Consider the following 12,493-nt stretch of genomic DNA (forward strand, 5'->3'; position numbering starts at 1 on the left):
CTTCGTGCATGCGCCCCACGCATCCAACTCCACGTAAATTCAAGGGACTTGAGCATTGGTCCGTCGTCGGTAACTGGGGGTTCTCCCCCCATGTGCCCCCACCGCTCCGCTCCTAGGGTCGATCACGGCAAGACCAGCCCGTGTTCATCAGGGGGAAGAGGAGGGGCATTGAAGACCTCAATGCGCAGAGCGGTACAAGCCGGTGTGACGACCATGGTTCTGGGTGCGGCGACGGTGCTGTCGGCCGGACAGGCGCACGCGGCGACCGGTGTGAGTGTGAGCACCGTTCGCATTTTCGTCACCGCCGTGGCGGGGAAGGCGAACGATCTTTCCATCACCCGGTCGCTCGACACCGTCACCATCAGCGACGCGGGCGACACCGTCACCGCGGGATCCGGCTGCACCCAGGTCGACGTCGACACGGTCCGCTGCCCGTACGGCGGCCGCACCCTTACCCTCGAAAGCGGGGACCTCGGTGACATCGTCACCGTGACGGGCGGTGTGCCCGCCATCATCAACGGTGGCACGGGCAACGACATCATCTCGATCGATTCCGCCGCCACCGCGGGGACCACCCTGAACGGTCAGGGCGGGCACGACACGATCTTCGGCGGGGGAGGGGTCGACTCCATCACCGGTGGCGCCGGAGACGACGTCATGTTCGGCAGAAACGGCAACGACCGCCTGGATGCCCTCGACTCCACGCAGGCCAACGACCGCTCCTTCGGGGACGCCGGCACCGACACCTGCACGGGGGACCTCAACGACCTGAAGGACAGCTGCGAGCGCTGAGCCCTTCGCCTCTCGGGCCCCCTGGGCAGAAGACGCGGCGGGGACCCTGTGGAGGGTCCCCGCCGCGTCCTCTGCGTCCGCCGACGCAACAGCGGACGTGCCGTCCGACGTGTCAGCGGGCGTCGCGGCGCTTGCGTGCCGCGAGCAGCATCCCGCCTCCCGCCAGGAGGACCACCGCACCGCCACCCGCGACGTACGGCGTGGCGCCGCTGCCGCCCGTCTCCGCCAGGTCGGTGTTCTTCCCCCCTGTGTTGGAGGCGGTGTTCTCGGTGCTCTCGTCGTCCTTGCCCTGGTCGTCCGCCGGGACGAAGTCCGAGGGCGGCTGGTCGCAGCCGACGCCGTCCTGGTCGCGGTCCAGGTCGTTGTCGTAGTGCTCGTCGCCCCTGGCGATGTCGGAGTACCCGTTCTCGTACGCCTCGGTGCAGTTCTTGAACGGGTGGTTGCCGTCGTGGGCCTGGGCGGTGGTGGCCGACAGGGCGGTGAGCGCCAGCGCGGCGACGGCAACGGCGGCGGGCTTGCGGAGCAACTTCACGAGAGCACCTCAGGTTTGGGTCGATATCCGTATGCATGATCACGGAGGGGCGATCAGTCGGATTTGAGGTGACGAAAGTATTAGGGGGCTGATGGTGCGGTGGCGGAATGACGGACCCGTGATGCGAACGTGACGTGACCGGACGGTAGCTCTCCGCTCATGGGTCCGTCATCTGTAAACCCGGTCCGGGTGCGTGCTGGTGCCCCGGGAGTGGCGGCTACGAGCGGAACGGGCCCCTCACCTCGTACGTGATGCCGCCGGACGAACTGCCGCTGGTGCCGCGCTGGCTGGAGAAGTACAGGCGGGTTCCGTCGGGGGAGAAGGCGGGGCCGGTGATCTCCGAGCCGGACTGGCCGTCGATGCGCAGGAACGGGGCGATCACGTCGTTCGGCGTGATGACGCAGATCTCCATGTTGCCGCCGTCCTCCGCGACGAACAGGTCGCCCGAGGAACTGCCGGTGATGTTGTCGACGCCGGTCAGCGGGGCCGTACCGGAGGTCACGAGCGAGTCGTCGTACGCCAACTCGTATGTGCTCGCGGCCAGGTTGAGCTGCCAGACGCGGTTGTCGCCCTTGGTGGTGAACCAGACCGTGTCGTCGGCGTAGTGGCAGCCCTCGCCGCCGTTGAACTTCTTCGAGCCGGAGACCTGCGTACGGGTCGTGGTGGGGGAGCCGTCCGGGTCGGGCACGTTCGCCCAGGTGAAGGAGCCGGAGGTGGCGGTCCCGGCGACCATGACCTGAAGGGTGCCGGCGGACAGGTTGCCCCAGGTGGTGGGGACGAAGCGGTAGAGGCAGCCGTTGGTCTCGTCCTCCGTCAGATACACCACCCTGCGCACCGGGTCGGCGGCCGCCGCCTCGTGCTTGAAGCGGCCCATCGCGTCCCGGCGGGTGCTCGCGTTCACGCCCCACGGGTCGGTCTCGTACACGTACCCGAGGGACACCTCCTCACAGGAGAGCCACGTGTTCCACGGCGTCTTCCCGCCCGCGCAGTTCTGCCTTGTGCCGGACAGGATGCGGTACGCGCCGGTGATCGCGCCCGCCGACGAGAACTTCACCGCGCTCGCGCCGCCCGAGGGGTTGATCTCCGAGTTGGAGACGTAGATCCAGCCGCTGCCGTCGGTGTAACAGGCCCCGCCGTCAGGGGCGTTGTGCCAGGTGTACGACGTGCCGGTGACCGTCTGGCCGGACCTGGCTATCACCCGGCTGGTGAAGCCGCTCGGCAGCCTGACGCCGTTCGCGTCCGCCGCGCCGAGTGCCCCGTACGGGCCGACGCCGGGCTGGGCGGGTGCGGCGTACGCGGCGCCGCGCCACAGGGTTCCGCCGAAGACGGCGGACGAACCGCCGAGTACGGCCGCGCGCAGGAGGGTACGACGTTCCACTGTCGCTCCAAGGGGGTGCTGTGACCGCCCCGTCCGCCGGTCGGCGACGGGGTCGCGCACCGCCGGAGCCTAGGAGTGCGGGGTGGACGCGCCATGGCCAGGCGGTGACGTGTACGCGTCACTGCCTGTTGTGCCCCGTACGCCTGTGCGTCATGCCTATCGCGGGCTGCGGGCTGCGGGCCGCACTAATCCGCCCGCGTCACACCTTCAGCGCGTCGTACGTGACACCCGTCAGCCGCTCCGACTCCTCCCAAAGCCGTTGCCCCGCCCGGTCGTTGAGGGTCCACCTGGCGCGCCGCGACTTCGCAGGGGAGCCACGGAAGCCGAGGATCGAGGGACCGGTGAAGGAGTCCGGGCGTACGCCGGGTGCCGTCGCCGCGTACAGGGTGGGGAGTGCACCGGCCTCCGCGGACTGGGCGACGAAGCGGCTGCCGATCTCCATGAACCGTTCGGAGTTCCTGCGGCCCTCCATCCTCGGGGCCACGGTCATGAGGTTGGTGGCGGCGTAGCCGGGATGCGCGGCCGCCGCCACGACATCGGAGCCGATGGCGGCGAGCCGGCGCGCCAACTCGTGCACGAACAGCAGGTTGGCCGTCTTCGAGCGCCCGTACGCGGTCCAACGCCCGTACTTCCGCTCGCTGTTGAGGTCGTTGATGTCGATGTTGGCCAGCGCGTGCATGAAGCTGGACACGCTCACCACGCGGGCGCCGGGCGCGGCGAGCAGCGCCGGCAGCAACAGCCCGGTGAGCGCGAAGTGCCCGAGGTGGTTGACCCCGAACTGCGTCTCGAACCCGTCCGCCGTGCGCCCCTGCGGCAACGCCATCACGCCGGCGTTGTCGACCAGCACGTCCAGCCGGTCGTACTTCCGCCCGTACGCCGCCGCGAACTCCCGTACGGAGTCCAGGTCCCCGAGATCGAGAGGCGCGAACTCCGCCTCCGCGTCCGGCACTTCGATGGCCAGCCGGTCGGCAGCCTCGACACCACGGCTCTCGCTCCGGCACGCGAGAACGACCCGGGCACCCCGCCGGGCCAGTTCCCGGGCAGTGACATACCCGATCCCACTGTTCGCCCCGGTGACAACGACGATACGACCACCCTGATCGGGAATGTCGTCCGTGTTCCAGCCGCTCATGGCTTTGGCTCCCTCCGCGTACGGGTGACTTCACAACGTAAGCACGCCCGAGGGGAAGCGGCCCCTTTAGGGGCGCGGGGAACTGCGCGACCAGCCACAACGAACCCGCACGTACGAACAACCCGAGCGGAGCTCACCGAGAGGCGTACTCCTCAGGCATGGGCCGCGTATCGAGATAGAACCACTCGGCGGTGGGCCCGGGCCCCTGTGCCGGCCCCGGGGCCGTGGGCGCGTACGGACGCCGGGGCAGCCCACTCCCGGTCGGCCGAGCCTGCTCACCAGCCAAGTCCACTACAGGCGTCGGCGCGCCAACCGGCTTCGCCGGACCGGGCATCAGCAGCTCCACCCGCAGCCCGAACCCCCGTTGCTGGGTGACGAACTCCTCCACCTGGTTGCGGCAGGCGTGGTCCAGGTGGGTCACGCCGGTCAGGTCGAGTCGGATGCGTGGCTTGCCCGCCTCCGCGGCGGCCTCCAGGGCCTCGATCAGCTGCGGCAGCCGCAGGAACGTGGCGTTGCCCGCCATGACGACCTTGGCGGTGTCCTCCTCCAGGTGCTGCTTGATGACGGTCTGCGACATGCGCAGCGCGGCCAGTACGATCCCGGCGGCGAGGCCGAAGAGGACCCCTTCGAGGAGCGCGGTCGCCACGATGACCAGCGTGGTGAGGGTCATGACCGCGAACTCGCCGCGGTCCTGGCGCCACATCTTCGGGAACTCCTCGGGGGCGAAGAGCTTCCAGCCGCTGTGCACGAGGACGCCCGCGAGGACGGCGATCGGGATCAGGGCGAGGACCTGGGGCAGGAGCAGTGCGAAGGCCAGCAGCCACAGGCCGTGCAGCGTGCGGGACAGCCGGGTCTTGGCGCCCGCCTGGACGTTCGCGGAGCTGCGGGCCACGACCGCCGTGATGGGCAGCGCGCCGAGGATGCCCGCCACGGTGTTTCCGGCGCCCTGGGCGATGAGTTCGGGGTTGTAGCGGGTGCGCGGGCCGCTGTGCATACGGTCCACCGCGGCGGCTGTGAAGAGGCTCTCCGCCGAGGCGATCACCGTGAAGGTGAGGATCGCCGTGATGATCCCGACGTCGGCCAGTCCCGCGAACTCGTTGGGGCCGGGGACGTTCACGGAGGCGAGCAGATTGCCCACCTGGAGCGTCTTCACGTCCACGCCCGGCAGTGAGGCGACCCCGATACCGATCCCGACGGCCACGAGCGCGGCCGGGATCTTCTTGACCGGGCCCGGCATCTTCTTCCACAGGAAGCTGAGGACGATGGTGACGACGCCGAGTCCCGCGGCGATCAGCGCCTGCGGGTTGGCCACGGTGTCGGCGATCAGACCGGGGATGCCCGCCATGTTCTCGATCGGGGTGCCCGGGGCCTTGGAGTCGGACATCGGGTACAACTGGCTGAACATCAGCGGCAGTCCGATGCCCGCGAGCATGCCCTGGACGACGGCCAGGGAGATCGCCTGGAAGATCCGGCCGAGACGGACCAGGCCCAGGACGATCTGCAGGATGCCCGAGCCGAGGACGATCACACCGAGCATGGCGACGCCGTGTTCGAGGACCGTCTCCGCCACGAGGGCCGCCAACCCGGCCGCAGGGCCGCTGACTTGGAGCGTACTGCCGCGTGCCGCGCCGACCACCAGGCCCCCGATGACGCCGGAGATGATGCCCAGCTCGGCGGGGACACCGGAGGCTACGGCCACGCCGATGCACAGGGGGAGCGCGACGAGGAAGACGACGAGGGACGCGGTGATCTCGGTGGCGAGGTCGGCCTTCGGCCCCTTGGCGGTCTTGCCCGCCCTGGCCGTCCTGTTCACCTCGTCCGTCCCGTTCGACTCGTCCGTCCTGGCCGTCGCGGCCGTCTTGTCCATCCGGGAGGTGGCCGGCGGTGTGATGTCCGGGGCGTGCGTGGGGGAGTGGGCGGGGGCGTTCGGCGCGGGGAAGTCCGGGACGGGCGGGGCGTCCGGGATCCTGGCGTGCGCCGGTACGCGTCCGCGTGCGTGCATCCCGCTCATACGGTGTGCACCCGGAAGCTGCCGTCCTCGTCCAGCTCGTGGACCTGGCCGGTGTCGACCTCGTAGTACCAGCCGTGCAGGCGCAGCCGTCCCGAGTCGAGCCGTGGCTTGGTCACCGGGTAACTCCGCAGCGCCGCAAGCTGGTTGACGACGTTGAGCTGGGCCACGGCCGGCATCGACGGGTCCTCGAAGGCCCCGTCGAGCAGCGGCGCGAGCTCCGGGCGGGCGAGGTCCAGCCAGGCGTCCACCCCGGGCAGCGCGGACAGGTCGTCGCCCGACTTCAGGGCGCCCATCGCACCGCAGTGGGAATGGCCACACACGACGATGTCCTGAACGCCGAGCACCTCCAGTGCGTACTCGATGGTGGCGGCCTCACCGGACGCGCCCTGACGTCCGTGCGGTGGAACGATATTGCCTGCGTTCCGCAGCTCGAATATCTCTCCGGGCCGTGCGCCTGTGATCAGGGCGGGTATGACCCGCGAGTCCGAGCAGGTAATGAACAATGCCTCCGGATATTGGCCTTCGGCCAGCTTCCGGTATTCGCCGCTCTCGAAATCGACGCGCCTCTTGAACGAGCGGGCGCGGTCCAGCAGTGCCTTCACGGTTCCTCCCGGCAGGGGGTTCGACCAGGGCTTTCCCGTCGTGCTCCCACCGTAGAGGGGCGACTGCCAGGCGAAGGTTAAGGGAACACTAGAGCGCGACCAGGAATGGCACATATTTCGTCCCGGGCAGCCCTCCACAGGCTCTGAATCAACGTCAACGAGCCATCCAGAGACGGTTTTTGAGCAGCCGGTCACATTACCTCGGGTATAGGCGACGTGCCCATGACGGCTCTTGTAGCGTGTCCCCTCCACGGCACGGAATTCGTGCTGTCCGGATTCATGGGGAGACAGGACCTATGGGCGTACGAGTGCTGCTCATCGAGGACGACGAGACGATCGCCGAGCCGCTCGCCGAGGGTCTGGGTCACTTCGGGCTGACGGTCGACCACGTCTCGACCGGGGCCGCCGGGCTGAGAGGGCCGTACGGCGATGTCGTCCTGCTCGACCTGGGGCTGCCCGACATGGACGGCATCGACGTCTGCCGGGGGATCCGGCAGTACTCCGACGTGCCCGTCATCATCCTCAGCGCGCGCGGCGAGGAGGCCGACCGCGTTCTGGGTCTGGAACTCGGCGCCGACGATTATCTGGCGAAACCTTTCAGCCTGCGCGAGCTGGTGGCCCGGATACGGGCGGTCACCCGGCGCACCCAGCAGGGCCGCGGTCTCCAACAGGGCCTGACCGAGGGCGAGTTCATGGCGACACCGCCGGGCGGGACGCCTGTGGTGGGCCCGTTCGGCACGGGAACACCGGGCACGGGCCCGCTCGGATCGGGTCCGGTCGGCACGGGGACCCTCGGGGCGGGGGTGCGGGTGGCGGGCCTGCTCGGCGACGGGCCGACTGCCGCCGCCGCAGGGACGCGTGGCGCCGGGTCTCCGGATGCCGGGTCCTCGGTTGTCGGGTCTTCCGATGCCGGGTTCCTGGGTGCCGGGTTTTCGGGTTCGGGGTCTCCGGGTCAGGGGTCTTCGGACGTCGGCTCGTCCGACTGGGCGTCCCGTTCCGAGGGGGCGTACGAGTCGGGGTTCTCCGCGAGTCACGGGGCCTCCGGCGAACGGCCCCGGGATGCGGAACCGCGGGCCGCGGAGTCGCGGGACGAGAAGCCGTTCAGGGGCGAGTCGTTCGGCGGTGAGCCGTTCGCGGGTGAGTCGTTCTCGGCGGGGCCGGCCGTCGAGGGGGCGGAAGCCGCATCGGCCCCGCGGTCCTCGTACGACCGGAATGACGACACAGTCACCGGCACAGGCACAGGCACAGGCACCGGCACCGGTACGCGTTCCTCGTGGGATCAGTCGGACGGCACCGGCACGCGCTCCTCGTACGGATCCGCCGGAGGCACCCGTGCCGCGGACCCGTACGACCTGCCGTCCGGCGGCGCCGCCCGGTCCTCGGACGCGTACGACCCGGACGATCGCTACGGCCGTCACGGCCGCTACGGCGGCCAAGACCAGTCGCCCGGTGTCGGGCGGCGCTTCGACGACTCGTCGCGCTCCTTCGAGGCCGGGACGGGCTTCGAGTTCGCGCCGCCGGTCCCGGCCGGGCGGCCGCGACGGGGGGCGTCGACGGGGCCCGTCGAAGGAGCATTCCGTGACGAGCCGGAGACGGATCCGGAGCCGGTCGCCGAGACGGCGCCCGCGCCCGGCCCCCTCGTCGTCGACCGCCGTACGCGGCAGGTCTGGGTCGGGGACTCGCCGGTCTCGCTGACGCCGAAGGAGTTCGAACTGCTCGCGCTGCTCACCGAGGACCCGGGGGCGGTCTACTCGCGGCAGCAGATCCTGGACCGGGTGTGGGACCCGCACTACCAGGGCCCGACCAAGACGCTGGACGTCCATGTCGCCACGCTGCGACGGAAGTTGGGCAACTCGGCGTGGATCCAGACCCTGCGCGGGGTCGGCTTCAGACTCGCCGTGCAGAACCGGCCGCCCTCGGCGGGCGGGGCCTCGGGCGGAACCCTGGGCGGGGCGACGGGCGGCGCGTACGGGGAGCAGCCCGGCAGACGGAACGGCTCGTACGGCTCGTACGGCGCTTCCGGTTCGAACGCTTCGACCGGTTCGACCGGTTCGTTTGAGTCTTTTGAGTCGTTCGGGTCGAGCGGCGCGTACGACGATCTCCCGGACGGTGGATCCCATGAAGCCCGGCCGGCGGCCTTCCGGTGACGCGTCGCCTGCTGCTCAGTTATCTGACTCTCGCCGTGCTGCTCCTGCTCTGCCTGGAGATCCCGCTGGGCTTCGTCTACTCCAGGGGCGAGCGGGAGCGGGTCACCAACATGGCGAAGGACGAGGCGGAGTCGGTCTCCGCGTACGCCTCGCTGGCCCTCTCCATGGGCGGCCGCGCGGAGCGGGACCTGCCGGGCAGGGTGAGCCGCTGTGCCGAGCGCATCGGCGGCAAGGTCGTGATCGTCGACCGGTCCGGCGCGCTGGTCACCAGCTCGCACACGCTGTCGGCGACGGAGACCCAGGGCCTCGCAGCCCGTCCCGGGATCGCGGCGGCGCTGCGGGGAACCGCCACGCAGGACGTCCGCACCTCCACCATCGGAGGCGTCCAGTACCTGTCCGTCGCGGCGCCGATCGCGCACGGCTCGTACAAACAGGGTGCCGTGTGGATCACGCTGCCCACGCAGATGGTGCACGCCCGGGTGCACCACGTGTGGCTGCTGCTGGCCCTCGGCGGGCTCGCGGCCCTCACCGCCGTCGCGGTCATCGGCTTCGCCATCGCCCGCTGGACCGGTCGCCCCATCCGTGAACTGGAGCTCGCCACCCACGAGTTGGCCGACGGTGGCCCCTCGACGCCGGTGGCGATCACCAAGGGACCGCCGGAGGTACGAAGTCTCGCGGCCACCTTCAACCGTACGGCCGCCCGTCTCGAACACCTCCTCGCCTCCCAGCGCGCCTTCGCGGGCGAGGCCTCGCACCAGCTCAAGACGCCCCTCGCCGCGCTGCGGCTGCGCCTGGAGAACCTGGAGTCCGACATCGCCCTGCACGCCCGGGGCAACCTGACCGCCGCGATGACCGAGACCGACCGGCTCGCCAGGATGGTCGAGGGGCTGCTGGCGATGGCCCGGCTCGACGAGAGCGCCGCCGTGCGCGAGCAGGTGGACCTGGACCGGGTCTGTGCGGAGCGGCACCGGGCCTGGGCGCCGATGTTCGAGCAGCACGGGGTGCAACTCGTGCTGCTCGGCGACTACGGCGGGCCGGTCCTCGCCCTGCCCGGCGCGGTCGAGCAGATCCTGGACAACCTGCTGTCCAACTCGCTGCGGGTGGCGCCCCGTCACTCCACCGTCTCCATCGACCTGCGCAGGCCCGAGACCCATGAACGCCGCTTCGGTCACCGGCCCGCGGGGCCGGCCCGTGTCGAACTCCATGTCATGGACGAGGGTCCCGGTATGACCGAGGAACAGCGGCGGCGCGCCTTCGACCGCTTCTGGCGCGCTCCCGACGCGCCGAAGGGTGGTACGGGGTTGGGGCTGGCCCTTGTCCAGCGGTTGGCGCACGCGAGCGGTGGGGATGTGTTGCTGCGTCCCGGTGCGCGGGGTGGGCTCGACGCGGTGGTTCGGCTGCCGTGGGGCGGGGGCGGGGGCCGGCGGTAGCGGCTGCGGGGGCCAGGTCGTTGGAGAGTGTGCCTCAGCGGGTGTCGTGAGTGTGCGGGCCGGTGGGGGCTTGTCGCGCAGTTCCCCGCGCCCCTTAAAGGCAGGGGCGCGGGGAACTGCGCGATCAGCCCCCACCGGCCCGCACACGACGTCATCGCCCGTCCCCCACTACAGCGACGCACCCCCGTCGATCACCAGGTCGGTGCCGACCATCGATGCCGCCGCGTCGGAGGCCAGGTAGAGAACGGCCGCGGCCACCTCCTCCGTCGAGGAGACACGGCCGAGCGGTGACTCCTCCTTCATCCGCGCGGCCCGGTCGGTCTCGGTCTCGCCGGGCCGCAGGGACATGGCGGTCGCGGCGGGACCGGGGCTCACGGCGTTGACGCGGATGCCGTCGGAGATGTGGTCGAGCGCGGCGCCGGCGGTGAGCGCGGACACGGCGGCCTTGGAGGCGGCGTACGCGGTGGTGCCGGGCCACTGCTTGTGCGCGCCCAGGTTGGAGGAGACGTTGACGATCGCCCCGCCGCCCGACTGGGTCCGCATCTGCCGGACCTCGGCCTGCAGGGCGAGGAGCACCCCGGTGACGTTGATGTCGAGCAGGGTCCGCCAGTCCTCCTCGGGGAGGTCGGCGACGGGCTGTCCGCCCCGGAAGACGCCCGCGTTGTTCACGGCGACGTCGAGAGAGCCGAAGCGGTCGACGGCCGTGCGGACGAGGGCCTCCACGTCCGCGGCGCGTGCCACGTCGGCGACCTGTGCGACCGCGGTGCCACCGGCCCGTTCGGCGAGGGCGACGGTCTCGTCGAGCGCCGCCCGGCTGCGGCCCGCCACGACGACGGAGGCGCCCTCGGCGGCGAACGCGAGCGCGACGGCCCGCCCGATTCCGGTTCCGCCCCCGGTGACGAGGACGGTGCGGTGCGAGAAGCGGGTGCGGTTCATGAGTGACTCCCTTTCGGACATGGTGAGTTGGGGAACGAGAATCCGAGGTTCGGAGGTGCGTGAGGAATCAGCGGCCGACGTGGGATCGGGCGGGGGATCAGGCGCGGGCGAGTCGCAGGGCCAGGGCCGCGGTGCCGAAGAGGGCCGCGGTCACCGCGAGACTCGCCGTGTCGCCGCCCACGCCGAGCACCAGGGCGAAGACGACGGTCGGCCCGGTCTCCATCGCCGTGTTGTGCACTCCGCCCGCGAGCCCGGTCCGTTCCGCCGGCACCCGGTCGGTGGCCAGCACGGCGGCCCCGGCGAAGGAGGCGGCGACCCCGGCCGCCAGCAGGACGAACCCGGGGAGAAGCCCGTACGCGTACGGGACCGTGTCGTTCATTCCGGGCAGCGCGAGGAGTACGAGTCCCGCGGCGCCGACGGCCAGCCCGGCACCGGTGACGGCGGGTGCCCCCCGCCGGCCGATGAGCCGCCCCGCCACCCGGCTCGACGCGAGGAGCGCCACGGCGAACGGCACGAACGCTGTCGACGTCCGCAGCGCCGACCAGCCGCGTTCGTCCTGGAGATGGAGCGAGAACAGCACGAAGACGGTGGCGGTCCCGGCCGCGGTCAGTGCGGTCGCGGCGAGCCCGAGCGCGCGCCGCCGGTCGAGCAGGAAGCGGGGCGGGAGCAGCGGATCGGGCGCCCGCCGCTCGACCCCGACGAACAGGACCAGCAGTACGACTCCGGCGACCAGCGGCCCCAGCACCCGGCCGGACGTCCAGGGCCACGCGTCGGTGAGCACGAGCCCGTAACTGGCGGAGGCCAGCCCGGCCGTGGCCAAGAGGGCGCCGGGCAGGTCGAGACGGGGCCGGGCGGGATGCCCGGGGCCGTTCCCGGCGGAGTGCGGTTCGACCGCCGGTGGCAGCACCCGGGGTGCCAGCGCGAGCGCCGCCACCGTCACGGCGAGCGGTACGGCGAAGGCCCAACGCCAGGACAGGAGCGCGGAGATGACCCCGGAGAGCAGATTGCCCGCCGTGGCGCCGAGGATGGACAGACCTCCCCAGGTGGCCATCGCACCGCCGTACGCGGCGGAGGAGGGGAACACCGTCCGCAGCACCGCCATGGCGGCCGGCGCGATCACGGCCGCGCCGGCACCCTGGGCGAACCGGGCCGCGAGCAGCGCGTCGTACCCGGGAGCGAGCGGGGCGGCGGCCGACGCGACCCCGAAGACCAACAGTCCGGCGGTGAGCGCCCGACGCCCGCCGTACCGGTCGGCGAGCCGCCCCCCGAACAGCAACAGCCCGGCGAAGGTCAGCCCGTACGCCGCACTGAGCAGGATCAACTCCTCGCGCCGCACCCCGAATTCCACCCCGATCCCCGGCAAGGGGACGGCGACAGCGGCCAACGTGAAGATCAGGGTGACCTGCACCCCACCGAGCAACACGAACGCGGCTCGACTGGAGCGAGGAGGCGCCATTGTCACGGCCACAAGTTCCCCCTAATTAGACCGATCGTTTCAATATAAGAGCAAGCAAAACGAGCCCCTTCAGGGGC

General features: G+C 71.1%; 9 protein-coding genes and 2 pseudogenes. 4 read left to right on the forward strand and 7 right to left on the reverse strand.

Features of this window, described 5'->3' with window-relative positions; all coding sequences use genetic code 11:
• Positions 1-168 precede the first annotated feature (168 nt).
• The gene (locus JEQ17_RS31445; protein ID WP_200398285.1) at positions 169-792 is read left to right on the forward strand and encodes a calcium-binding protein; all 624 of its coding nucleotides are present in this window, start codon (positions 169-171) and stop codon (positions 790-792) included.
• A 112-nt stretch (positions 793-904) separates the two neighbouring features.
• Here JEQ17_RS31445 and JEQ17_RS31450 read toward each other — a convergent pair whose 3' ends face one another.
• From JEQ17_RS31450 to JEQ17_RS31470, 5 genes are all read right to left on the reverse strand, one after another.
• A complete protein-coding gene (locus JEQ17_RS31450) occupies positions 905-1,324 on the reverse strand; it encodes an LAETG motif-containing sortase-dependent surface protein (RefSeq protein WP_200398286.1) in 420 nt (139 codons plus the stop codon).
• A gap of 217 nt (positions 1,325-1,541) precedes the next feature.
• Positions 1,542-2,702 carry an alkaline phosphatase PhoX gene (locus JEQ17_RS31455; RefSeq protein WP_200398287.1) on the reverse strand — a complete coding sequence of 387 codons (1,161 nt, stop codon included), beginning with the start codon at positions 2,700-2,702 and terminating at the stop codon, positions 1,542-1,544.
• Between the two features lie 199 nt (positions 2,703-2,901).
• Complete coding sequence (locus JEQ17_RS31460) at positions 2,902-3,834, reverse strand: oxidoreductase (protein ID WP_200398288.1); 933 nt, start codon at positions 3,832-3,834, stop codon at positions 2,902-2,904.
• A gap of 133 nt (positions 3,835-3,967) precedes the next feature.
• Entirely contained in the window at positions 3,968-5,845 is a 1,878-nt protein-coding gene (locus tag JEQ17_RS31465; protein WP_234048447.1) for a SulP family inorganic anion transporter, read from the reverse strand.
• Positions 5,842-6,447: a carbonic anhydrase gene (locus JEQ17_RS31470; RefSeq protein ID WP_200398289.1), complete on the reverse strand. Its 606-nt coding sequence runs from the start codon at positions 6,445-6,447 to the stop codon at positions 5,842-5,844. Before JEQ17_RS31470 ends, JEQ17_RS31465 begins: the two co-directional genes overlap by 4 nt.
• A gap of 296 nt (positions 6,448-6,743) precedes the next feature.
• On the opposite strand from JEQ17_RS31470, the pseudogene JEQ17_RS31475 reads away from it, so the two are divergent.
• The 3 genes and pseudogenes from JEQ17_RS31475 to JEQ17_RS31485 all read left to right on the forward strand — a co-directional run.
• Positions 6,744-7,016 (forward strand): annotated as a pseudogene (locus JEQ17_RS31475) (response regulator); the annotation flags it as partial.
• A 1,050-nt stretch (positions 7,017-8,066) separates the two neighbouring features.
• A pseudogene (locus JEQ17_RS50900) lies at positions 8,067-8,360 on the forward strand (winged helix-turn-helix domain-containing protein); the annotation flags it as partial.
• A gap of 230 nt (positions 8,361-8,590) precedes the next feature.
• A complete protein-coding gene (locus tag JEQ17_RS31485) occupies positions 8,591-10,024 on the forward strand; it encodes a sensor histidine kinase (protein WP_200398290.1) in 1,434 nt (477 codons plus the stop codon).
• A gap of 168 nt (positions 10,025-10,192) precedes the next feature.
• On the opposite strand, the gene JEQ17_RS31490 is transcribed toward JEQ17_RS31485, so the two are convergent.
• Positions 10,193-10,960: an SDR family NAD(P)-dependent oxidoreductase gene (locus JEQ17_RS31490; protein WP_200398291.1), complete on the reverse strand. Its 768-nt coding sequence runs from the start codon at positions 10,958-10,960 to the stop codon at positions 10,193-10,195.
• 97 nt (positions 10,961-11,057) lie between these two features.
• A complete protein-coding gene (locus JEQ17_RS31495; RefSeq protein WP_200401826.1) occupies positions 11,058-12,416 on the reverse strand; it encodes an MFS transporter in 1,359 nt (452 codons plus the stop codon).
• Positions 12,417-12,493: the final 77 nt, after the last annotated feature.

Origin of the sequence: Streptomyces liliifuscus (assembly GCF_016598615.1) — a bacterium.
Taxonomy (GTDB): domain Bacteria; phylum Actinomycetota; class Actinomycetes; order Streptomycetales; family Streptomycetaceae; genus Streptomyces; species Streptomyces liliifuscus.

What these genes read in the sequence shown, in the direction of transcription:
- JEQ17_RS31460 (WP_200398288.1), bottom strand. Translation starts at nt 3,834, where the DNA reads ATGAGCGGCTGGAACACGGACGACATTCCCGATCAGGGTGGTCGTATC.
- JEQ17_RS31465 (WP_234048447.1), bottom strand. Translation starts at nt 5,845, where the DNA reads ATGAGCGGGATGCACGCACGCGGACGCGTACCGGCGCACGCCAGGATC.
- JEQ17_RS31490 (WP_200398291.1), bottom strand. Translation starts at nt 10,960, where the DNA reads ATGAACCGCACCCGCTTCTCGCACCGCACCGTCCTCGTCACCGGGGGC.
- JEQ17_RS31495 (WP_200401826.1), bottom strand. Translation starts at nt 12,416, where the DNA reads ATGGCGCCTCCTCGCTCCAGTCGAGCCGCGTTCGTGTTGCTCGGTGGG.